17 protein-coding genes and 7 pseudogenes are annotated in these 22,006 nt (G+C 39.6%); 19 read left to right on the forward strand and 5 right to left on the reverse strand.

Annotated elements, in window-relative coordinates:
- The first annotated feature begins 526 nt into the window (after positions 1 to 526).
- The 7 genes and pseudogenes from HMPREF0659_RS10140 to HMPREF0659_RS13075 form a co-directional block, all read left to right on the forward strand.
- The gene (locus HMPREF0659_RS10140) at positions 527 to 826 is read left to right on the forward strand and encodes a hypothetical protein (RefSeq protein WP_036925686.1); all 300 of its coding nucleotides are present in this window, start codon (positions 527 to 529) and stop codon (positions 824 to 826) included.
- A 7-nt stretch (positions 827 to 833) separates the two neighbouring features.
- The gene (locus HMPREF0659_RS10145) at positions 834 to 1,178 is read left to right on the forward strand and encodes a hypothetical protein (protein WP_013265120.1); all 345 of its coding nucleotides are present in this window, start codon (positions 834 to 836) and stop codon (positions 1,176 to 1,178) included.
- A 135-nt stretch (positions 1,179 to 1,313) separates the two neighbouring features.
- The gene (locus HMPREF0659_RS10150) at positions 1,314 to 1,787 is read left to right on the forward strand and encodes a hypothetical protein (protein ID WP_013265804.1); all 474 of its coding nucleotides are present in this window, start codon (positions 1,314 to 1,316) and stop codon (positions 1,785 to 1,787) included.
- Positions 1,788 to 2,853: 1,066 nt separating this feature from the next.
- Positions 2,854 to 2,952: pseudogene (locus tag HMPREF0659_RS13050) on the forward strand (RHS repeat domain-containing protein); the annotation flags it as partial.
- Positions 2,953 to 3,002: 50 nt separating this feature from the next.
- The gene (locus HMPREF0659_RS10160; RefSeq protein WP_013265216.1) at positions 3,003 to 3,476 is read left to right on the forward strand and encodes a hypothetical protein; all 474 of its coding nucleotides are present in this window, start codon (positions 3,003 to 3,005) and stop codon (positions 3,474 to 3,476) included.
- 262 nt (positions 3,477 to 3,738) lie between these two features.
- Positions 3,739 to 4,266: a hypothetical protein gene (locus HMPREF0659_RS10165; protein ID WP_044046080.1), complete on the forward strand. Its 528-nt coding sequence runs from the start codon at positions 3,739 to 3,741 to the stop codon at positions 4,264 to 4,266.
- 537 nt (positions 4,267 to 4,803) lie between these two features.
- A pseudogene (locus HMPREF0659_RS13075) lies at positions 4,804 to 5,518 on the forward strand (IS66 family transposase); the annotation flags it as partial.
- Here HMPREF0659_RS13075 and HMPREF0659_RS10180 read toward each other — a convergent pair.
- The 3 genes from HMPREF0659_RS10180 to HMPREF0659_RS10190 form a co-directional block, all read right to left on the reverse strand.
- Positions 5,438 to 6,448, reverse strand: a complete 1,011-nt coding sequence (locus HMPREF0659_RS10180; RefSeq protein WP_458692620.1) for an ISAon1 family transposase — start codon at positions 6,446 to 6,448, stop codon at positions 5,438 to 5,440. The pseudogene HMPREF0659_RS13075 and the gene HMPREF0659_RS10180 overlap by 81 nt on opposite strands.
- 1 nt (position 6,449) lies before the next feature.
- Positions 6,450 to 6,794, reverse strand: coding sequence for an ISAon1 family transposase N-terminal region protein (locus HMPREF0659_RS10185; RefSeq protein ID WP_013265355.1), 345 nt, complete (start codon positions 6,792 to 6,794; stop codon positions 6,450 to 6,452).
- 205 nt (positions 6,795 to 6,999) lie between these two features.
- Entirely contained in the window at positions 7,000 to 8,661 is a 1,662-nt protein-coding gene (locus HMPREF0659_RS10190) for an IS1182 family transposase (RefSeq protein ID WP_013265873.1), read from the reverse strand.
- A 340-nt stretch (positions 8,662 to 9,001) separates the two neighbouring features.
- Here HMPREF0659_RS10190 and HMPREF0659_RS10195 point away from each other — a divergent pair, with 340 nt between their 5' ends.
- The 9 genes and pseudogenes from HMPREF0659_RS10195 to HMPREF0659_RS10225 all read left to right on the forward strand — a co-directional run bounded on the left by HMPREF0659_RS10195 (position 9,002) and on the right by HMPREF0659_RS10225 (position 16,559).
- Positions 9,002 to 9,799 carry a phospholipase D-like domain-containing protein gene (locus HMPREF0659_RS10195; RefSeq protein WP_013265047.1) on the forward strand — a complete coding sequence of 266 codons (798 nt, stop codon included), beginning with the start codon at positions 9,002 to 9,004 and terminating at the stop codon, positions 9,797 to 9,799.
- Between the two features lie 3 nt (positions 9,800 to 9,802).
- Positions 9,803 to 10,610, forward strand: a pseudogene (locus tag HMPREF0659_RS12270) (Arm DNA-binding domain-containing protein).
- A 12-nt stretch (positions 10,611 to 10,622) separates the two neighbouring features.
- Positions 10,623 to 10,823: pseudogene (locus tag HMPREF0659_RS10205) on the forward strand (PDDEXK nuclease domain-containing protein); the annotation flags it as partial.
- Between the two features lie 110 nt (positions 10,824 to 10,933).
- A complete protein-coding gene (locus tag HMPREF0659_RS10210) occupies positions 10,934 to 12,151 on the forward strand; it encodes an IS4 family transposase (protein WP_044046083.1) in 1,218 nt (405 codons plus the stop codon).
- Between the two features lie 87 nt (positions 12,152 to 12,238).
- A pseudogene (locus HMPREF0659_RS12495) lies at positions 12,239 to 12,601 on the forward strand (transposase); the annotation flags it as partial.
- Between the two features lie 80 nt (positions 12,602 to 12,681).
- Positions 12,682 to 12,897: pseudogene (locus HMPREF0659_RS12500) on the forward strand (DNA-binding protein); the annotation flags it as partial.
- Complete coding sequence (locus tag HMPREF0659_RS10215) at positions 12,894 to 14,954, forward strand: bifunctional DNA primase/helicase (RefSeq protein ID WP_013265412.1); 2,061 nt, start codon at positions 12,894 to 12,896, stop codon at positions 14,952 to 14,954. The pseudogene HMPREF0659_RS12500 and the gene HMPREF0659_RS10215, both read left to right, overlap by 4 nt.
- On the forward strand, positions 14,942 to 15,250 hold the full coding sequence (locus HMPREF0659_RS10220; RefSeq protein ID WP_009228984.1) for a helix-turn-helix domain-containing protein: 309 nt from the start codon (positions 14,942 to 14,944) through the stop codon (positions 15,248 to 15,250). The genes HMPREF0659_RS10215 and HMPREF0659_RS10220 overlap by 13 nt, the downstream gene beginning before the upstream one ends.
- A gap of 376 nt (positions 15,251 to 15,626) precedes the next feature.
- Positions 15,627 to 16,559, forward strand: a complete 933-nt coding sequence (locus tag HMPREF0659_RS10225; protein WP_013265648.1) for an Abi family protein — start codon at positions 15,627 to 15,629, stop codon at positions 16,557 to 16,559.
- A gap of 41 nt (positions 16,560 to 16,600) precedes the next feature.
- On the opposite strand, the pseudogene HMPREF0659_RS10230 reads toward HMPREF0659_RS10225, so the two are convergent.
- Positions 16,601 to 18,142 (reverse strand): annotated as a pseudogene (locus tag HMPREF0659_RS10230) (helicase-related protein); the annotation flags it as partial.
- Between the two features lie 287 nt (positions 18,143 to 18,429).
- On the opposite strand from HMPREF0659_RS10230, the gene HMPREF0659_RS10235 reads away from it, so the two are divergent.
- Genes HMPREF0659_RS10235 through HMPREF0659_RS10245 form a run of 3 tightly spaced genes read left to right on the forward strand, consistent with a single transcriptional unit; the run spans position 18,430 to position 21,461 of the window.
- Positions 18,430 to 19,650: a site-specific integrase gene (locus tag HMPREF0659_RS10235; RefSeq protein WP_013265494.1), complete on the forward strand. Its 1,221-nt coding sequence runs from the start codon at positions 18,430 to 18,432 to the stop codon at positions 19,648 to 19,650.
- A 4-nt stretch (positions 19,651 to 19,654) separates the two neighbouring features.
- A complete protein-coding gene (locus HMPREF0659_RS10240) occupies positions 19,655 to 20,923 on the forward strand; it encodes a site-specific integrase (protein ID WP_013265284.1) in 1,269 nt (422 codons plus the stop codon).
- Positions 20,924 to 20,975: 52 nt separating this feature from the next.
- Complete coding sequence (locus HMPREF0659_RS10245) at positions 20,976 to 21,461, forward strand: DUF1896 domain-containing protein (RefSeq protein WP_013265117.1); 486 nt, start codon at positions 20,976 to 20,978, stop codon at positions 21,459 to 21,461.
- Between the two features lie 34 nt (positions 21,462 to 21,495).
- Here the strand turns inward: HMPREF0659_RS10245 and HMPREF0659_RS12780 are convergent, their stop codons facing one another.
- The gene (locus HMPREF0659_RS12780; protein WP_167310036.1) at positions 21,496 to 21,807 is read right to left on the reverse strand and encodes a hypothetical protein; all 312 of its coding nucleotides are present in this window, start codon (positions 21,805 to 21,807) and stop codon (positions 21,496 to 21,498) included.
- Positions 21,808 to 22,006 lie beyond the last annotated feature (199 nt).

Raw genomic sequence — 22,006 nt, forward strand, 5'->3', positions numbered from 1 at the left:
TGGAACGCAGGCGTAGCGGGCTACGTCAAGTTACAAAGACAGACAAAATGTCGATAAAAAAGATGTTAGGAAACAATACCATACTATCGTAAGAATGTACATATTGTAGTCTAATGATCGATTTAGGTTAAATGATTCCCTCTTGGTTACATTTACACATACAATACCCTCCATCTTTTCTCCTTTTCCCATGTTTTTAAGACCCTTTTACAAAATAAAGTTGTATATTTGCCTTTGAAATTGCTATGCTCGATATGACTGTTCTTTCCAAAAAGAGACTAATCCTGAAAAGTATAGCCACAACATAACACATAACAAAGGACGTCTGCAGGCACAAGACCTCACAGTGGATGTCGGGTTGTGGTGTAGGAAAACTTCTCCTCAATGCTGTAATGAACGGCAAAGAAGGGGAATAATGTCCCTGCCTAACATACATTTCCTACCCACACATTATTCCTATTCTCACCACTGAATTCCGATACCGTCTCTTACAGACAGTTCAAAAAAGCATCAACCAACGTTTAAAATGAAAATAAAGAATATTTTAGCTGTTTTTATAATAGTAGGCGGCATATCTTATGCTCTTTACTTTTCATTAGTTACAGATGTTTTATTAAAGTATGGTGAAACAATTCACACAAAGGCTATTATTGAAGAGAGATTAACAGGAAAGACTTCCGATCCAGTGCTGCGCTATAGATTCTTATATGAAAATCAAGCTTATATCGGTTTTGTGTCAGAAACATCACGTTTACATGTGTCTGATACTATTAATATTGTATTCTTAAAAAGTAGACCGTCTATAAACAAACCATTAATAAAATAAATTTTATATGAAAAAGAACTTGTTATTCTCATTTGATGATGAGATTACGACTGGGGTTTATTATGACATTGATGGTCATAAAATTGTAGTTTATTTTGCGGCTTATTATGATAATGGGAGGTTCGTAGAGAAGAAATGCCAACTTATTATTGAGAAATGGGAGTATGCAAAAAGTAAATTATCAGTGGATAACCGATATAAAGATTTAGAAGATCATATTGGAATTATAAGTATGATTTTAGATATGCATATTGCAGATAAAAAATTGTTTTTAACGGTGAATACATTAGATGGTCAATATGTGGATTTACTGTTTTATAATTGCAATGTTAAAATAGAAGATATTTCTTAAGTAGGACTTGTATAATACAAAATGTGACCTTATGAATTTAAAAATAAAACCGACTCATAGTACCCTTTTGAAAAAGATAAGATGACACCTTCAAGGTTTCTTATGGTTATACAACTTATAAAAGGTTTACTTCTAATGGCAAAAGATTTTAATATATATACATATCCTACCTTTTTTTCATTGTTACTGATAATGCTAATACCATTTGCATTATCAGTAGATGATATTATGAATAATCACCAAAGCAATATGAAAATAATACTTTGGATTTCAGTATTTATAATCATCATTCTTGTTTATGGATTAATAAAAACTCGCAAAAGAAAAATAGTCATAAATGAGTTAGGCTTACTAATTACAGAAAAGGAAGGAAATATAAAGATTCCATGGGAGGATATATCGCACATATTTTTTTGTTCAACACCAATTTGGGGGCTATATGTAAAAATAACTTTTACTAATCGAAGGAATCCTTTAATTATTGACTTTGGGAAAAGCAGTTTGTGGAGTGTCAATTTTTATCGTTTTCGGATAGCCATATTGGCGTTTTCACATAAAAAGGATATAATAGTTGTAAAATCCAATCAATGGTATCTAAAGCTAATATAAAAATAAATACACAGATAGAGAAAAGGCCACATGTCTATATTTGGCAACAGCAAGACAAGCTGCTACACCTATAACACAGGTGGTCAGTGCATCATGAAGTGTTATGGTACGATGGAGGGTGTCTTTACCAATGGAGCATCATAGGGTATTGCCTTCTAAGAGTAACAAGAAGAGGTATGAAGGCGATTCTCGTTATAGAACAATAATAATCATTCAAGAAATGAAAAAGAAACTCATTTTTATTCAGCTCTGTATTGTATTGATTTTATTTTGTATAAATGTAAAAGGGCAGAATGCTTCTCTAAACAAAGCATTGGAAATCTCATACTATAATTTCTTAAGAACAGTACCTGACAGGTGGAAAGATAAATTTGACAGAAAAGATTTCTATCTCGTCAATAATTATAATCCATATGGTTTTAATGTTCAAAGAATAAAGGGCTGGAATAATTTACACCTTAAGAACGGTAAACTTATAATAGGAAAGAATCTTGTAGGATATCCGCTTTTACAAATGATAGGCAGGGATACACTGCTAATAGAGATAGGGCAGATCTTTTGCAGACAAGATAAAATGTGGGCTTTTACAGACGGATATACATCACTCTTTAATGTGGATAATAAAACTTTTAAGGCAATAAAAATCTCTCAGAAAGACTTATATTACAAGCCTGATAATGCTAAGAAGCAAGGAAAACTTATAGACTTTGACAGTATTTATGATAAGGCCGTTAATAGAGCGATTGGCTATTTGGAAAGATCAGGAGTCCCTCGGCATTTAATATATATAAATAAGGAATATTTTCCAAGTTGGTTTTTCAAAAACCAACAAGAGAATGTCATTGAAGGTTCTGAATATAAAAAATACATCAAAAAGAATTATTACGTTATCGGTTGGCCTATTTTATTTATAAAAAAAGGGAATATAATCGTCAGGTTGCATTGTTCATACAAATCTGGTATAAGAAAGAAAATTATTTCAGAAGTCCAATATACATTTGACGAAAAGAAAAATAAATGGACACTTCATAATGAAAATTCCACTACTATGTCTATTAAAATGAAATTAGTTGATGAGCATAGTAGCAGTGAGGACCTGCCATATAAGTTCAATGGCAAACAGGTCGATGAGAAAACAGGTCTGTACTATTATGGTGCAAGATAACACCTTCAATGTTTTCTTACGTTAAACAATTTATAAAAGGTTTACTTCTAATGGCAAAAGATTTTAATATACAGACATATCCTACATTCTTCTTATTGTTATTGATAATGTTAATACCATTCGCATTATCAGTAGATGATATTATGAATAATGATCAAAGCAATATGAAAATAATACTTTTGATTTCAGTATTTATAATCATCATTCTGGTTTATGGATTAGTAAAAACTCGCAAAAGAAAAATAGTCATAAATGAGTTGGGCTTACTAATTACAGAAAAGGAAGGAAATATGAAGATTTCATGGGAGGAGATATCGCACATATTTTTTTGTTCAACACCAATTTGGGGGCTATATGTAAAAATAACTTTTACTAATCGAAGGGATCCTTTAATTATTGACTTTGGGAAAAGCAGTTTGTGGAGTGTCAATTTTTATCGTTTTCGGATAGCCATATTAGCGTTTTCACATAAAAAGGATATAATCGTTGTAAAATCTAATCAATGGTATCTAAAACTAATATAAAAATAGGTAGTTCAATTGTTGTTCAAGGTGCTTCGTTAAAAGCTAATAAAATAATTTGGTTTGGCTTTACAACATTGTAACTTTACATCTGATGGTCAATAGCTACACGAAAACAAAGGATTACAACCATGAAACCATTTAGTGTTCAAACGGCAGAGAAACATCTTATCAATATAATTTATTCGGTCGAAAGCTTATATTCTTTTAGAGAATCATGGTTAGGATAAGGAGGAGTAAAACATTTAATTTAAAAAAGTAAGCTATGTTAGAATATAAAAGATATCAAATTTTGAACCTAAATTTTATTAATGAACTTGATACTGTCATTTTAGATTCAAAGCTTAAATATATTTCTGATTTTATTTTCCGTCAAGTACAAGGAAAATCTGTTTTCCTTTTTGAGATGAAGCCAACGAAGACATCAATTCTCTATGATATAGACCCAGAAAGCAAATATCATAGTATTAACTCAAGAAAAATAATTTATACTAAGAATTTAAATCTAAGCAAAAAGGTAATTTCTATGATAGTTGAAGATGAAAGCTTCTATTTGGGACATCTTTTAATTATTATAGGGACTTTCTCAAAAAGTAAGATTTCTAATATTTCAAACATGTGGGAAAATTTATTAGAAACAGGAATAGAGTATTTTAAGATGGGAAATGATGGAGAATCTTTTTATTGGTGCAACCCTCAGATAAATTCAGCAGAGGAAGAGTTCAAATTATTTATTAATGAATTGAACACCTTTGCCAATGGTATCAAACATATTAATAATGAAAACGGATAAGAATATTATTGGGGTTATAGCATTACATGTAATAACTTTTACATTTGTTATAATTTCGTGGAATCATTCATTTAATAGCATAGGTTTTAATATAGTCTCTGGTATTTCATGTATGTTATTGGGAGGCAGTTATTTACATCTCGAATTATCGAAATATTCTGAAGAAGGGAAGGTGACATGGTTCAGTATTACGCATACGATTATACCTTTAATCTTCTTGTTATTCTGGGCTGGTATTGCTCTTATATTTTATCATTATATCGTAATAATGTCTTTATTACAATGTCTGGTCACAAGTTTAATTCCCCTCAGTTTTTTGTACCTTAGGAGTAAGCGTAAAGAAAATAAATATATAACGCTATTACTCATAATTATAAGCGGCATCTTCATAGTTCTACCCTTTATAGTTTTATCTATTTTGTAACTATTCAGCGGTATCGATCAGTCTGTATTCTCTCTTCTAAAATCTTCGTATAAAGACTATAAAGATGCTTATTTTTCTTGCGTATTTCAGATTTTCTTTGTACCTTTATACCTATGAAAGAGCAAGTTACGGACATATCAAAAGTATTACAAGGCATAACGGAAGATATGCGATTGTTGCGTGAAACTATCAATCAGCAGTATACTGAGATTATCAAATCGAACCGTAACATAAATGCTCTGAACCTTGAAATTCGCAAGAAAGATACGAAACTTATAAACTTACGGAGTGTGCTTGATTATGTGACGCAGGTTATTTCCATTCCAGAGTTGAAGCCCGTAATCAAGGAAATCCGACACTATGTGATGATATGCAAGAACTGTGGTGAACGTATTCGGACGGTACTGAGACGGCGGTCAAACAACGTGGTATATGATTCAAGCGTAAAGACCTTAGTGGTTTATCTGAGTGTCGTTCAATTTCTTCCTTACGGGTCGCATAGCAAGTTTTTTGCGTGAGGTATTTGGACTCACTCCAAGCGAAGGTTCGCTGGTGAACTGGGTAAATGAGGCTAAGAGAAATGCGCAACCTGTGATTGATAAGATTAAAGAATATATCAAGTCATCAGCAGTTGTTGGTTTCGATAAGAGCGGCTTGTACTGTAACAAAAGACTCGACTGGGCATGGATTGCACAGACTGTTTATTACACATTGCTTTTCCGTGCTGATGGAAGAGGATCGAAGGTATTAGCAGACAAATTTGGCGATAGCTTGGAACGAATGACTGCCGTTACCGACCGCCATAGCGCATACTTTGCACTCCATTTTGGGACTTGCAGCCCTAAATGCCTTAACTTTAGCATTGAATGACTCGGCATTTGCATTCGTAGCTCTGTTTACAAAGAAATTGAGTATGGTTTGATAATGATTTTCAAACGTGTCAATCACCGTGTAGAAATTGTCCACTCCTAACTCTTTAACCTCATTAAACCATTTAGCCAGCTTCAGCCTTGCAGCATCCTTGATGCTCTTGATGTTATAAATATCGGTAAGTTTCATAGCCAAATCATATGCCTTTTTCAGTGTCGGATAATGTTCAAAGATGATTTGTGCCCTACCTTTCTGTGTTTCAGTCCACTTGGTCTTGTGCTTGGTCAATATGAACTTTGCTCTGGCGAGCAACTGCTTACGCGTGTCACCATTGCTGTATCTAAAGGGTATATATTCCTTACCCTTACTTTTAGCTTCTTTTATCTCCTCATTCTCTTTATCTCTTGCCATCCATCGGTAAGCGATACGCATGTCATCCAGAGCATCATAATATAGTTTCTGCACATGAAATCTATCATTGGTAATAAGCGCTTTGGGAAAAACAGAGTGGGCTATGCGCATCATAGAAGATGACAAATCGAGTGTTATCTCCTTGACAGTCTTCCGTTTAGAAAGGTTTATCTTCTTGAGAACCTGAATAACGTCCTCTGCCTTGGTCCCTTTAACCACAGCTACCAAAGTCCCTTTTCTGCCCTTCCCCGCCTTGTTGGTCAGAAAAGTATAAACCTCGCCACTGCTTAGACAGGTTTCATCAATACTTAGACTCTCACCTATGTTATCTTCAAACAATAGCCAGTCTTGAGCATGTCCCAACTGATCCCAGCTACGGTAATCACTGAAATACTCCTTGTACTGTGTGGATAACAGCTTGCCATTTACGCCATAGTGAGCACCGATACTTGCGATGCTCTCTGCGGTGGACTCTATTCTATTCTTTTAAAAAAGAAACGAACTCGGGGGATAGTCTACTGCCCTCAGCCGTCAAGTCATCATATGAATAAGTAAATATCTCTCCGTTGGAACTGTCACGCCACTTGCGACGGCGAACATGGAGGTAAACTGCTTTGCCACGAAGGGGGAAGTCCTGAATAACACGCTCGCTGGTAAAACCATAACTGCTTACAGTGCCTAACTTATGGTCTGACTTTTCCATAAAGTTACGCTCGTCAAGCCAAAAGTCAATCTGCGAAACACTCTCTTGAATATCGACAACATCAAAGTAGTCGGCAAGTACATCTGGAAAGATACAACGTAATAATTGGTGATTCTTCATGATGCAAAGGTAATAAATACTTATGAAAATATGTGCTTAAGAGTATAGACTTGCAACTGGGTTTTGGGACTGACCCGTATTTACTCCCTCTGTACGTACTCAGAGAAGAAGAATGTATATAAAAAAGAGGGTGTGTCAAAATTGATACATCCTCTTTTTATTCTTCCTTTACCTTGTCTACCACATAATTCGTTATTTACTGCAGCTATGCTGCTAATTTCATATAAAATGATTTATTGGGCTTTAAATAACCTATATAAACTTGTATAAAGTATCTGAAGGTGACTAAAAGTAGCTCCATAACGGCTTTTAGTTCCTTGAGATTGGTTTTTCTACACATTTTCCCTATGTTAAAGGCAATAGCGAAGAAGGCAAAGTCCATATTGACCTTGTCTTTCCCAAAATGCCTAAACCTCTTGTAGGCTTTATTATATTTTGTTTGTCCAAAAACAGCTTCAGGTTCTATGCACCTTCGTCCTCGATGCTTGATGCCTTCTTCCGAGGTCAGTAGTTCCCGTGCCTTTTGTTTATAGTGCTGTAGTTGGTGGTTTACTTCTATAATTCTGTTCCCTCTTGCCTTAAAACATGAGCCTCTCAAGGGACAACCATCACAGCGTTCTGCCTGATAACGTACGCTGTAAGTAACGAATCCATTAGAGGTTAGGGAACGCTTCATACCTATACGCTTCATATGCTGTCCCATAGGGCAGACGTAGAAATCCTGTTCCTTATTATAATAAAGGCTTGCGGGACTGAATGGGTTAGGTGTGTAGCGTGGACGCTGCTCTTTATGGAAGTAGTTATACTTCACATAGGCTTCCATATTATGTACGTCCATGAACAGATAGTTCTCCTCGGAGCCATACCCCGAATCGGCTACGACTGTCTTGGTATAACGATGATAGCGTGATTTGAAAGACTCCAAGAAAGAAGGTAGTGTGAGTGTATCGGTACGATTGGCATAGAGTGCAAAGTCGGTGATGAACTGGTTCTCCGTTGCTATCTGCAGATTATATCCAGGCTTAGTCTGTCCGTTCCGCATAGCGTCCTCCTTCATGTGCATAAACGTGGCATCAGGGTCGGTCTTGCTGTAGGAGTTTCTCTCTCCCATAATCTCAAGGTGTTGGTCATACTCCTGGAGTTTATTACGTTTCTTCTCAAGTTCTTTAAGCTGTTTTTTCTTGGTTCTAACAGCCTGCTTATCTTCTTTAGTCTTAGGCTCAGGGGCTGATTCCAAAGACTTGTTCAATTCCTCGGATATCTCATCGAGCAGAGCTGCAGTAAACTCGACACCTTCTGTTTTAGCGGCATTGTCCTGCGCTATGACATCGTCAACCTGAAGCAAAAGTGTGCGTATTTGTTCCTGCAACTTGGCGCGGTTCTTTTCCACGGTTCTCTTCCAAACGAAGGTATACTTGTTGGCTTTCGATTCTATTTTTGTGCCGTCAATATATTCAACGTCAAGACTTATCAAACCTTTGGCTGCAAGTACTAATACGACTTGTGTGAATATATTGTTGATTTCCTTTTTCACACGATTACGAAAACGATTGATGGTAATAAAATCAGGCTGCTCATATCCTGCAAGATAGATGAAATGAATGTCACGCTTGAGAAGCGACTCTATACGACGGCAGGAATAGATATTATTCATATAGGCGTAAAGAATCACCTTGAGCATCATTTGTGGATGATAAGGCTTGCGACCACTGGGCTTATAAAGTTTGTAGACATTATCCAACATAAGATTATCCACCAAGGCGTCTAAAAGACGAACAGGGTCATCTTCTGCGATATCCTTATCGATTCTTTGAGGAAAAAGAATCATTTTCTTGTGTATGTAAGAACGAAAGTGTACCTTTGTCATAATGAGATTTTTTGTATGCCTAAAGGTACAAAAACTTTAGGAAATAGCAAAGCCCTGGCTTAAGAAAGTCGGGGCTTTGTGCAGAAAAAAGAGGATGTGTACATTTTGACACACCCTCTTACGTTTTGTTAGGATTTCTCTGTTGGTCTGTTCAGAGTACCTAAAGCGGAGAGAGGGGCTCTTTCTCTTGTTATGTCATAAAACATCACGAGATATCAACCTGCTGTTTTTTAGTGTATTGAGTTCATTTCAAGTAAAATGAAAAATCATAGAATTTTCTTGGGTATATCAGAATTTGGGTGTAATTTTGGGTGCATAATATCAATACAAAAAATTCAATATGGCTATTACCAACGCATCTAAGGAGGGTCTGATTCCATTCATTATAGGAGGAGCAGAAAGTATATGGAAAAATAGGACCGGAAAAGATCTTGTGTCTCTCTTTCAAGCATATGGTTTTAGAGATGATGTTTATGATAATGGGTTGCCAAAACTTAATGGATCTAATCTAAACACCTCTAAAACACAATACTCAAGAGCTAGGCTACTTCAACTTGATGAAGAAAGTTTAAAGAAGTTGATAGAACAACTTTTAATAGAGTCAGCAAATATCAATGAAGCAATAGAAGAGATAAATAACATTTTACTTCCGGATAGAGTAAAGATAACTAATAAAGGGGATCAGGGCTTCATGTGGGAGGGGGTAATCGTTAATGAGGATGTTCAAAACCTAGCTTTATTTCGGCAAAACGAAAAGCAGGTAATCAATGCTATTAAAGGAGCAAGAGTATCTATTTTGGTAGCAATGGCTTGGTTTACCAATGAAAAAATTAAAGAAGCTCTAGAGGAAAAACGTCTTGAGGGATTAAGAATTGAGATTGTGACTTTTAAGGATGGGGTAAATGCTCACCATGGAGTGGATTTGTCAAACTTTGATCATAAAGAGATTCGAGGAACACGTGGAGGAATAATGCACAATAAATTTTGTGTTATAGATAACTTAATTGTAATAACAGGAAGCTATAACTGGTCTACAAATGCAGAGTGTAGAAATGATGAGAATATTCTAATTACATGTGACCATAAAACAGCCACGAAGTATTCAGTGGAGTTTAGAAGTCTAAAATCTCTATTATAACATATGAATATCAAACGCAATATCATCTTTGCTCTTGAGAGTCGTATGAAAGCAGGCATTCCCATCGTGGAGAATGTCCCTATTCGCATGCGTGTGAACTTCTCCTCCCAGCGCATCGAGTTTACTACGGGTTATCGCATTGATGCTGCCAAGTGGGATGCCGACAAACAGCGGGTCAAAAATAGCTGCACCAACAAGTTCAAACAGTCGGCAGCCGAAATCAATGCTTCGCTCTTGGAGTATTACACGGAAATACAGTCAATCTTTAAGAGGTTTGAGGTAGAAGACGTAATACCAACGCCCGAACAGATAAAGGAGGCTTTCAATACTTTGCACAAACCTGCGAGCGAAGAGCCTAATCCCAAAAAGGAAGCACTGTCTTGCGATTTTTTCAGATGTTTGATGATTTCGTAGAGGACTGTGGACGTCAGAACGATTGGACAGATTCCACGTATGAGAAGTTTGCAGCCGTGAAAAATCATTTGATCAACTTTCGTGAAAGACTTACTTTTGAGTTCTTTGATGAGCGAGGCTTGAATGACTATGTTATTTATCTGCGCGATATAAAGGACCTGTACGCCAAACTTATTATAGAGGTAATGAACGCATTGACGAAGTTACACCTAAATATGCCTTGCTTGGAACACACGCTGGTCGTAGAACGTTTATCTGTAATGCGCTTGCATTGGGCATTCCACCGCAAGTAGTTATGAAATGGACTGGGCATAGCGATTACAAGGCTATGAAACCTTACATAGATATTGCGGACGACATCAAGGCGAATGCCATGAGTAAATTCAATCAATTATAACACCGAAACAATATGAGTCAAGAAATAAATAAAGCAGAGAAACAATATTTATCACTCATTGTTCGAGCCATCGGTTCTGACCTTGAGCATACGCAAGTACGCATGATAGCCTCTGCAAATGCAGATATGCTTTTCCACTATTGGAAAGTAGGGCACTTTATTCTCTACCTCCAAAAGAAAGAAGGTTGGGGCAGCAAAGTCATAGATAATCTTTTATTGCTGTCCGGTAACCCTTTTTCACATATAAAAGTTAAGGGCTAAAATCCGTATTTGGATTTCAGCCCTTTTTGTTACTTTTGTTTCTGCGATAAAACTTCAATAACATGGGCAAAAGTACACATTTTATCGGACAGCCGGTCTATAATCAGTTAATAAAATTACTCGATAAGCAACAAATCAAGCAAATCAGCCTTGAAACACCCCGAAGTGAAGCTTATGTGAAGCGTCTTGATGGGTGGACTCACCTTGTCATAATGCTTTTCGGTGTTCTCAAACACTTTGATTCTCTTCGGGAAGTGGAGATAGGCATGAAGGCTGAAGTAAACAAACTGCATCATCTTGGCATCGACTATGTCGTCCGTCGTAGTACGCTTGCTGATGCCAACAAGCGTCGCCCACAAGAGTTCTTTGCAAGCGTTTATGCGTACCTCTTAGAGCGTTATGGTTCTTTTTTATCGGACAGCCGTCCTAAAGGTGAACAGAAGACATGGGAAAAGCTTCTGTATATGATGGATTCAACTACGATTACCCTTTTTGACAACATACTCAAGGGTGTAGGCAGACACCCCAAGAGTGGTAAGAAGAAAGGCGGTATGAAGGTTCATACGGTGATGAAGTATCATGTTGGCGTTCCCATGGTCGTACAGCTTACCTCTGCCGCCACACATGATCATTATCTACTTAAAGAAGTGCATCTTCCTAAGGATGCTACCCTTACCATGGACAGAGCATACGTTGATTATGCACAGTTCCAGCGACTTACAGAGGAAGGGGTATGCTATGTGACCAAGATGAAGAAGAATCTCACCTATACGGAGTTGTCCTCAGTAACCTATGTAAGCCCTGATGGATTGGTTACACATACAGACAAGAAGATTGTCTTTGAGAAGGGGGAGATAAGACACCAGGCAAGACGAGTGGAACTGTGGAGTGACAACTCACATAAGTCAGTTGTCCTGTTGACCAATAACTTTGAGCTTGATGTAAAGGACCTTGAGGAGATTTACAAGCGAAGATGGGCTATAGAGTCCCTTTACAAGCAGCTCAAACAGAACTTCCCACTGCATTTCTTCTATGGTGACAGTGTAAATGCCATACAGATACAGACATGGGTGGTACTCATTGCCAATCTGCTTTGTACCGTTATCTCCAGAATGATAAAAAGACACGTATCCTTCTCGCAGCTGGTAACCATGCTGAGGCTCACACTGATGTATTACACTGATTTCATCTCATTTATGGAAAATCCACAAAATGATGAACTCATCATAATAGCTAAAAAGGCAAATTCACCACCAAAAGAACTTGACTTATTTGATTAGGGGGCTTGGATTTCAAAAAAGAATGCGGAATTACCTATATAAAGGCTATTCCGCAAGGATTTATATGTTATTTAAGTTTTACCGGACAGCAATATTATAGAAGTAAACCACCAACTACAGCACTATAAACAAAAGGCACGGGAACTACTGACCTCGGAAGAAGGCATCAAGCATCGAGGACGAAGGTGCATTGAACCTGAAGCTGTTTTTGGACAAACAAAATATAATAAAGCCTACAAGAGGTTTAGGCATTTTGGGAAAGACAAGGTCAATATGGACTTTGCCTTCTTCGCTATTGCCTTTAACATAGGGAAAATGTGTAGAAAAACCAATCTCAAGGAAATAAAAGCCGTTATGGAGCTACTTTTAGTCACCTTCAGATGCTGTATACAAGTTTATATAGGTTATTTAAAGCCCAATAAATCATTTTATATGAAATTAGCAGCATAGCTGCAGTAAATAACGAATTATGTGGTACACAAAGTAAAGGAAGAATAAAAAAGAGGATGTATCAATTTTGACACACCCTCACCCTTTACCGCTGGCGCAAGAAGCAGCTAGTGCGTTACCGCTACACGGAGGGTGGCGATGTGCGCTACTTCTTCAAGTCTATCGTGATAGCCACGAAATGTAACCGACTCCGCGTATCAGGTATGAGAAACGATGAGGTTCTTGGGCGGCTCAACCGTTTCAAGGACAATCTCATCATGAGTTCATGTCTTAATCCTAAAAACCGACAATTATGATAGAAAAGGAACAGATTCTTTTACTTACACAAGGAGGTTTGAATGTGTTTTCCCATTTCCTTGGCTTTGAGGTGAACCTTCATCGCAACTTCCGCAGTCCATTCTATGACGACAGGCGGGCTTCCTGCCATATCTACTACGACAGGAAAACTTTCTCTTACAAATTCTATGATCATGGAGATACCACCTATTCTGAGGATTGCTTCTGGTTTGTGGCAACCCTCCGTAATTTGAACCTGAAAACAAGTTTTCCCGAAGTATTGGAAACGATTGTACAAGAACTTGGATTGTATTCTTTATGTAATGGTGGAAAGCATAGCAGCCATATCACGTCAACATATAAAAAAACTATTGTTCCCACTCCTAAGGCTGATATAACCAAGTGTACGGAAGAACATCCATATAGTTTTGAGATACAGCCATTTGACGATGGTCTGCTGAACTATTGGGCACATTATGGCATCCATGAGGATACACTCCGTCGCTTTCGTGTACGGAGTCTTAAACGCTATGAAAGTGTATCTGCTGAAGGCAGGAAGTTTGAACTTTATAGCTCACCTACGGAACCTATGTTTGCCTATATCGGAAACGGCTATGTAAAGATATACCGACCTCACAGTCCAAAAATCCGCTTTCTTTATGGTGGACGGATGCCTGCCACGTATTGCTTCGGAATGGAGCAGATTCCTGCCAAAGGAGATATGCTTTTCATTACAGGTGGAGAAAAGGATGTACTCTCATTGTATGCACACGGCTTCAATGCGATTTGCTTCAACAGTGAAACGGCACAGATACCGACAAGTATCATTGAGAGCCTTCAGCTTCGTTTTAGGCATATAATACTCTTATATGATGCGGATGAAACAGGTGTACGGGAGGCACATAAACAGTCTGAACATCTGGTGGAATACAAGGTCTTGAACCTTTCACTTCCGCTAAGTGGTACGAAGTCTGAAAAAGACATTTCTGATTTCTTTGCCTTAGGCAACGGGGCAAAGGAACTGAAAGAGCTGCTTGCCAAGATGTTCTCAGATCTATATAGCCAAACCATGATGATGTTACGTTCCTGTGAGATTGATTATGAGAATCCACCGGACATTTCCAAATCAGTAGTAGCAGTAAACGGTGTGCCACTCGGCACACAGGATAACCTGTTCTGCATTACTGGAGGTGAGGGGACAGGCAAGAGCAACTATGTGGGTGCCATCCTTGCCGGAGCGTTGGGAGAAAAACGATTGCCGATAGAGAAGACCCTGGGATTAGAGATTACCCCCAATCCCAAAGGCTTGGCGGTCCTACACTATGACACGGAACAGTCCGAGGCACAGTTGCACAAGAACTTGGGTAAGACACTGCGTAGGGCTTCTTTGACGGCAGTACCGGAGTTTTGCCATTCTCTGTACCTTGCCTCTCTGTCTCGTAAGGACAGACTGAACCTTATCCGTGAGAGTATGGACTTGTTCCATCACAGGCATGGAGGCATCCACCTTGTGGTGATTGACGGAATAGCCGACTTAATACGTTCTGCCAACGATGAAACGGAAAGTATTGCCATTGTGGACGAGCTTTATCGCTTGGCGGGGATTTATAATACCTGTATCATATGCGTGCTACACTTCGTACCGAATGGTATTAAACTCCGTGGGCATATCGGCTCAGAATTGCAGCGCAAAGCAGCTGGAATTCTTTCCATAGAGAAAGATGATAATCCCGAATACTCGGTCGTAAAAGCATTGAAAGTCCGTGACGGAAGTCCGTTGGACGTACCGATGATGCTTTTCGGCTGGGATAAGGCAGAGGACATGCACGTCTATCGTGGCGAGAAGTCTAAAGAGGACAAGGAAAAGCGCAAGACTGAAGAACTCATTGCCGTTGTCAAAGAAGCCTTCCGAAATTCTTTCAAGCTCACTTACCAAGAACTTTGTGAGGTTCTGATGCGCGAAATGGAAATCAAGGACAGAACTGCAAAGAAATACATCGCCTATATGAAAGAACAACGTATCTTGGCACAAGATACCAATGGTAACTATCAAAAAGGAGAACTATGCCGTACATAGATTATAAAACCGAAGACACTTGGCAAAAACGCCTGTTCGACAAGCTGATAAGCGTCGAGGATAAACTCGACCGCCTGCTTGTCCTGCAGGATCAATCTGTTGACACGACCGTCCATCCTCCCTTGAAACCCGAATACTTGGATATCATTGATGTATCCAAGATACTCAAAGTGGAGCAAAAGACCATCTACAACTGGGTTTGGGCAGGAAAAATTCCCTATCTTAAAGCCAATGGCAGGTTGCTTTTCCTTCGGGAAGAGATAGATGAAATGGTACGGAAGCGAGATGGTTGGTAATTGATTTTCTGATTAGATTATTTTTGTTGTGTAAATGCAAGTGTTTACACAACAAAATAATTACCTTCGCAAGTAAAAAGTTGGTTGCGGATTTACCGCACACAACGATAACAGTACTCGCTTATTTCTTTGATAAGGAATTTACCATATATTGTTTGAAACTATTGAACCGATAAAGATAGCGTTGCGGACAAAAAATATTTGTAATTTCTACATTTGATGCTACTTTTAATGGAAAATTCATCGCTTGCAATGATTTTTTTCGGCATTTTCCTTGCGCATTCAAAAAAAAGCAGTAATTTTGCAGTCAATATGACCTCCCACGCTTCTCATCAGAACAGCGCACCCGGGGAGGTCTTCGAGTTTATATACGGTTATGAGGTACGAAAAGAAGCCCATAGACACATCTGAGCAGGTTAAAAAGCTATGCGATCGAGGACTTAATATTGGAGACGAAAAACTTGCGTCCCAATATCTTTATAACATAAGTTATTATAGATTACGAGCATACACATACCCTTTTCAAAATAATGGGAAAGGTGCTAATCACGAATTTCTGAGAAAGGACATTTCTTTTCAAGATGTGATAGACCTTTATTGTTTTGATAGGCGTTTACGCTCTTTAATCTTCAATGCCATTGAAAAAATCGAGGTGGCATTAAGAACAAGAATCGCCTTAACTTATTCCGTTGATGAAAATGACGCCTTTTGGTTTCTCAATCATAAGTTATACTTTCACCACGATAAGTTTATCGCATTGACACACCCTGTTGTAGGGGATTTAATGAAAGAGGTCAAGCGAAGTAATGAGGATTTTATAGCTCATTATTATCAAAAATATAGCGAACCTGCTTTTCCGCCAGCGTGGATGACCTTAGAGGTTGTTTCTATGGGAACATTGAGTAAGTTGTTTTTTGCTTTGGATAAGAATAATCCTTCTAGTAAAACAATTTGCAGGGATTTGGGACTATACAATGTCGATATTCTGAAGAATTGGATGCATGGTTTATCGTCTTTACGCAATACTTGTGCCCATCATAGTCGTGTATGGAATCGCCGCTTTACAATAGGCTTGAAGTTTCCTTATAGAACGAATTATCCTTTCTTGTCAAAGCAAGAAGCTGCAACGATAAGGGACAATAAGTTGTTTGCCTACTTATCAGTAATTTTGTATTTGCAGCAAATAATCAGTCCTGATAGCTCATTTAGAAAGAGTTTGCTCACCCTATTGGACAAATCTCCCAAATTGGTAGTTTTGAAAGACATGGGCTTTCCTGAAAAATGGAGAGAATACTCTTTGTGGAAATAATATAATACGATGGTGTATCAATTATGACACACCATCGCTATTTATCTCAGTCTGGTTTTTACAATATATCCCTTACTTTCTTCTTGTTTGTTTCTATTATTCATAGAACTTGAATAAATTACCCCCTCCTCTTCCTTTTTAGTATTTGGACTATTACTACTATTTTGTTTTAAATACTCGGATTGGTCATTTTCGTTTGATTTTTCATTTTCTTCATTTGGTTCGTTCAATGTAAGTGCAATTTTTCTGTCAAGTTCTGCTGCCTCGCCTTTGAGTGAGCGAAGCTCGTCCTCTTTTTTCCAAGAACTGTTGGCAATGTTGGTGTAAACGTCTTTATTTGCCACAACTTTTGCCATTTCCTTCTCATGCGACTCTATTACCTTTGGAATACGCTCCAAGGCATTAACGAAGTTCTGACACGCAAGTTTCGGGTCTGTTGCCAACTTACCGTTATTATAGGTATAGTAGATACTCTCCTGCCCTTTCACAAAGAAGCGGTTCACCGAACAGTCAAACAAGTCTTTTGAAGTGCTCTCCGTCTTGACCATTATGGAAAAACCGTATATCTCACCGATTTTGTTGTACTCGCCCTTGGTTCGTGCCTTCTCGTCTATTTCTTGTAAACGTGCAGCAATAGCCTTGATATCGGTGCTGTCTTCCACACCTTTGATTGTCAGTTTATTTATAGGTGTACCTTCATCATCACGCTCCACACGCTTCTCAAAGAGAGCTAAGTCAGACTGTGCCTCCTTGATTTTATCCGTATGGAAGGATACAGAACTTTCAATCTCTGCCAACTTGCCCGTTGCGGCATCACGCTCACGGAGAAAGTTCTTGCGTTCTGATTCCAAGGTGGTAATCTTCTTATCCAATCTTGCTTTCTCTAAAAGCTCGGTATTACCTGAAAGCACTGCTACGTATTCTGAGAAGTTCATGCCGCTGTCCTCATCCATCGAACCCTCATCGATGGTACGACTGCCAAGCGTGTTTGTCTTCAGCTGATTGATGAAAAGCTGCTTATTATGCAGCAGGTTAAACTTGTAGCTATCCAAGGAACGTTCCACGGCATAGATAATCACATCAACCTTGTTGTCCGCAAATTCCTTGGCGATAAGATTTCCCTTGCGCACAGCTCGTCCGTTGCGCTGCTCCAAGTCCGAAGGTCGCCAAGGCGTGTCCAAATGATGGACCGCAACGGCACGCTGCTGTGCGTTTACGCCTGTTCCCAACATAGAGGTAGAACCGAAGATAATGCGAATGTCACCACGATTCATCGCATCTACCATCGCTTTCTTTGCCTTCTCGTTTTTACATTCCTGAATAAAGCGTATCTCGTAGGAAGGGATATGATAGTCCTCTACCAACTTACGCTTTATCTCAGAATAGACGTTCCATTCGCCAGGCTTGTAAGTCCCCAAATCAGAGAAAACAAACTGCGTTCCTTTTTGTGTATCGTACTTTTGATAATAGTCATTGAGCATCTTGGCACAGTGACTTGCCTTGTTGTCGATATGATCTGAGTACCCTTTTTCATCAATCATGCGTAAATCTAAGCTCATCTTGCGGGCATAATCAGTAGTTAAGAATCAAGGGAAACAGAGGGAAATACAGAGAATGTAACTATTTGAAATAGTACCATTTAGCATTTTCTTGCTGTTTTAAGGGTAAGCAAGTACGAGCATCAAACGGCAGGAGTTCCGTTACCAAATCGTAACCCATCAGGGAAAAAGCAAAAAGGGGTTACGAATTGAATGTAAACAACTGTGTCATAGGTTTTTATTCTTCATCTTTCATTTTTCTGCATCGCTCAGGAATACTTGTTCATCTGTACCTTTGCAAGCAAAGGAAATTTAGAAAAAACGACAGAAAAATGAAAGAAAACAAACTTAAAGTATCGTTCTTCGTTCAGGCGAAACGAACCGACAAGAAAGGACTTGTGCCTGTCATTGGGCGAATCTCCGTTGGCAGAACCCATTCGGGCTTCTCCACCAAGTGTAAGACTCCGCTCGCTCTTTGGGACAGCCGTAAGCAACGGCTCATCGGTAAGAGCAGCATGGCTGTGTCCGTCAATCAGAAACTCGGCGAATGCACCGCACTCATCCACGCACGCTTTCATGAACTCTGTGAAAGAGAAGAATCTTTTACCGCCACAGACGTGAGGGATGCCTATCAGGGGCAAATCCACTGTCAAGCCTTGCTCTTGGAGAGTTTCGGGGAGTATCTCACACAGACAAAGGAGCGCATAGGCATTGATAGAGCTTTAAAGACATTCAAACTCCGTACCTACCAGCTATCCCTGCTTCGTGAGTATGTGCAGAAGAAGCACAAGGTAAGCGACATTCCTCTTTCACAGCTGGACAAGTCCTTTATCGAGGGCTTCGAGTATTATCTCACCATCGACCGCAGACTGAAACGCAGCAGCATATCCAGTACCTTATCCACCTTGCAGACCATCGTCCGCATAGCGGTAAAGAAAGGTGCGCTGGACTTCTATCCGTTCTTGGGCTACAGTTACGAGCGACCAAAAGGCGAACCGAGAAGCATTACGCAGGAAGAACTTGAGCGCATCATCGAGTTGAAGATTGAATGGAAGAACTATCGTATTGTTCGTGATTTGTTCGTCTTCTCCTGCTTTTCAGGGCTTGCCATCTCCGATGTCCGCAATCTCAGAGAGGAAAACATCGTCCTTGAAGAGGGTGAACTCTGCATCAAGGGCAGGCGAATGAAAACCAAAACTCCGTATCGTGTACAGGTGCTTCCCCCTGCGCAGACTATCATGAATCGTTATAGAGGGATAAGGGCAGGCTTTGTCTTTGACGTTCCAACCACCGACGTTATCCTCAATGGCATGCACTATATACAGCGAAATATCGGTATGAAAACTCCGCTGACCTTTCACATGGCAAGACACACCTTTGCATCGCTTATCACGCTTTCGGCAGGTGTACCTATTGAAACGGTGAGCCGTATGCTCGGACACACCAACCTGAGAACAACACAGGTATATGCAGCGGTTTCCTCCGAAAGAATACATAGGGATATGCAGATAGTGCAGCAGCGAATACAAGATACATTCACCCTAAAACTTTGACATCATGGCACGAAGTACATTCAAGACACTCTTTTATATTAATCGCTCCAAAGAGAAAAAGAACGGCAAATGCCCGATTATGGGGCGCATCACCATAGACGGAGAACAGGTACAATACAGCACGGGAAAGGAAATCGCTCCCGAACTTTGGGACAGTCGTAAGGGACGGTGCAAAGGTATAGGCGAAGAAACAAAGGAAATCAACCGCTACTTGCAAACCAAAGAGGAACAAGCCAAAGCGAAGTATCAAGAATTAGTCTGGCAACGTGGCTATATCACCGCTAAGTTGCTGAAGCGTGAACTCATGGAAGAAGACAAGCCCAAAGGTTTTCTTATGGAGGAAGCCCAACTATTTATTGAGGAAAAGCGTCCTTGTGTGGGAATAACGGTTGCCAAGCCGACCTTTACCAACTACATCTATGCAGCACAGCTTATCGAGTCCTATCTGCGTGAACGCTTGGGGCTGGAGGATATTCGCTACTCATCGCTTGACTATGGTTTTATCGAAGGGATGGACTTCTACCTTAAATCAGAGCGCAACCTTTCTCTTGCCACTATTCAGGTAGCGGTCATCTTCCTTAGAAAACTCATCGGCATCGGACAGCAGAAGAAATACATTCGCATCGATCCATTTGTGGATTACAAGGTGGAACTACCACACCGAACACGCAGGTATCTCACAACAGAAGAACTGCAACGAGTACTACAAACGCCCATTATTGACAAGCAGTTTGAACGTGCAAGGCAGCTATTTCTTTTCTGTGCCTTTACTGGTCTGGCTCGTGTAGATATGCAACGGCTCAAACCGAAGCATATCATCCGTAATGCAGATGGCACAGAGGAAATCCGCATCAAAAGGCAGAAAACAGACGTGGAAGCCATCATTCCACTCCTGCCCATTGCCAACCAAATCCTTTCGCTTTATATCAAGGACAAGAAAGCAGACGACTTGATATTCCCCAATCTCACAATAAGGAAAGCATCCTTTGCATGTGTGAACATCGGGCAGATATGCCGGATAGATAAGGGCTTGACCTTTCACATGGCTCGCCACACATTCTCAACCACGATTTGCCTTTCCAATGGTATTTCGATGGAAACGCTCAGCAAGATGCTCGGACACAGCAATATCGGTACGACACAAATTTACGGAAAGATAACCGACCATAAGATACAAGAGGATATGACCGCACTCACTCATAGAGAGCATTCAGCCTTTGAAGGTTATTGTGAGTCGATAGCACGGCAGAACGTTCCATTGCAACAAGCATAAAAAGGAAGTAATTACCAAACATTTATTATTCACGATTGAAAACCAAACAATTATGAAAGAGAACAACAAACAGGAACTTTCCTACTTTCGGTTGAAATTAAGAAGTTATATGAGTGAGCATCACCCCGAAAGATTGCACGACACAGAGTTTATCACCACACGAGCAGACATGGCTCTAACTGCTTACTGCGATGCCGTGGCGCAAGGTTTTACGCACCTCGAAGCAGAGAGCATAGCAAGTGAGGTATTGTATCACGGTTTGCACTTTTCCAAGTACGACACGCTTGTTTCCGTCTTGGAGAACGAGTTTGAGAGGGAACTGCCTACACCACTCCCTGAGAAGCTCGCACCCATATTGTTGTCGAACAAGGCTATTCAAGCCACATTCGACAAGTTCGGTTTGACGGACACATTGGCTTCTGACGAGCAATACGACCGTCTTTACACCGAACTCACAGGCACGATAGTGCTGCTCATCGAGAGCAACAACCTGCCAACGGTCAGACTGACGGAGGAAGCAAGCCCGAAGACGTTGTAAGCAAAGGCGCACGCAAAGCCCCTGGAGCCGTTTCTTATCGTGCAAAGGTATAACGGCAGCCAATCTGCCCTGACAAGGTCGAGTCCTGCGGATGGAGAGAAGAATCTCCACCGCAGGATTTTTCTTTTTTTATGGCTGTATCGCAATTCCCAATATACGTGCGGTCGTATTCATCTCTCCCAACCTTGCAGGGCAGGGCTGCCGTAAGAGAGTATAGGCACGACAAGAATACGGCATACTCAGGCTCTTTGGACGCAAGGCGTAACAACCAACAATAGATAGGACTGACGATAATACGGACTATCTGTTGTTTGTACAATTTATTGTCATGACTATCTGTTGTCAAAACTATATATCGTCAAAATAATCTATCGATAAAACGATATATCGATAGTTCTACATATCGATTTGTCGAACTATCGAACTGTCGAAAGAATAATTGCTATGTGATAAAAGGAAAGAGCCGGCACCTCATCTCATTACCGCAATAACACAGATGGATCTCCTTTGGTCTTTTCTCTTGTATTCTCTCTATTTCCCTGCTT

The sequence above is a fragment of the Prevotella melaninogenica ATCC 25845 genome, assembly GCF_000144405.1.
GTDB classification, from domain to species: Bacteria; Bacteroidota; Bacteroidia; order Bacteroidales; family Bacteroidaceae; genus Prevotella; species Prevotella melaninogenica.

What these genes read in the sequence shown, in the direction of transcription:
- HMPREF0659_RS10210 (WP_044046083.1), top strand. Translation starts at nt 10,934, where the DNA reads ATGGGCAAAAGTACACATTTTATCGGACAGCCGGTCTATAATCAGTTA.
- HMPREF0659_RS10240 (WP_013265284.1), top strand. Translation starts at nt 19,655, where the DNA reads ATGGCACGAAGTACATTCAAGACACTCTTTTATATTAATCGCTCCAAA.
- HMPREF0659_RS10190 (WP_013265873.1), bottom strand. Translation starts at nt 8,661, where the DNA reads ATGACAAAGGTACACTTTCGTTCTTACATACACAAGAAAATGATTCTT.
- HMPREF0659_RS10235 (WP_013265494.1), top strand. Translation starts at nt 18,430, where the DNA reads ATGAAAGAAAACAAACTTAAAGTATCGTTCTTCGTTCAGGCGAAACGA.
- HMPREF0659_RS10215 (WP_013265412.1), top strand. Translation starts at nt 12,894, where the DNA reads ATGATAGAAAAGGAACAGATTCTTTTACTTACACAAGGAGGTTTGAAT.
- HMPREF0659_RS10145 (WP_013265120.1), top strand. Translation starts at nt 834, where the DNA reads ATGAAAAAGAACTTGTTATTCTCATTTGATGATGAGATTACGACTGGG.
- HMPREF0659_RS10245 (WP_013265117.1), top strand. Translation starts at nt 20,976, where the DNA reads ATGAAAGAGAACAACAAACAGGAACTTTCCTACTTTCGGTTGAAATTA.
- HMPREF0659_RS10195 (WP_013265047.1), top strand. Translation starts at nt 9,002, where the DNA reads ATGGCTATTACCAACGCATCTAAGGAGGGTCTGATTCCATTCATTATA.
- HMPREF0659_RS10165 (WP_044046080.1), top strand. Translation starts at nt 3,739, where the DNA reads ATGTTAGAATATAAAAGATATCAAATTTTGAACCTAAATTTTATTAAT.
- HMPREF0659_RS10220 (WP_009228984.1), top strand. Translation starts at nt 14,942, where the DNA reads ATGCCGTACATAGATTATAAAACCGAAGACACTTGGCAAAAACGCCTG.
- HMPREF0659_RS10225 (WP_013265648.1), top strand. Translation starts at nt 15,627, where the DNA reads ATGAGGTACGAAAAGAAGCCCATAGACACATCTGAGCAGGTTAAAAAG.
- HMPREF0659_RS10150 (WP_013265804.1), top strand. Translation starts at nt 1,314, where the DNA reads ATGGCAAAAGATTTTAATATATATACATATCCTACCTTTTTTTCATTG.
- HMPREF0659_RS10185 (WP_013265355.1), bottom strand. Translation starts at nt 6,794, where the DNA reads ATGAAGAATCACCAATTATTACGTTGTATCTTTCCAGATGTACTTGCC.
- HMPREF0659_RS10140 (WP_036925686.1), top strand. Translation starts at nt 527, where the DNA reads ATGAAAATAAAGAATATTTTAGCTGTTTTTATAATAGTAGGCGGCATA.
- HMPREF0659_RS10160 (WP_013265216.1), top strand. Translation starts at nt 3,003, where the DNA reads ATGGCAAAAGATTTTAATATACAGACATATCCTACATTCTTCTTATTG.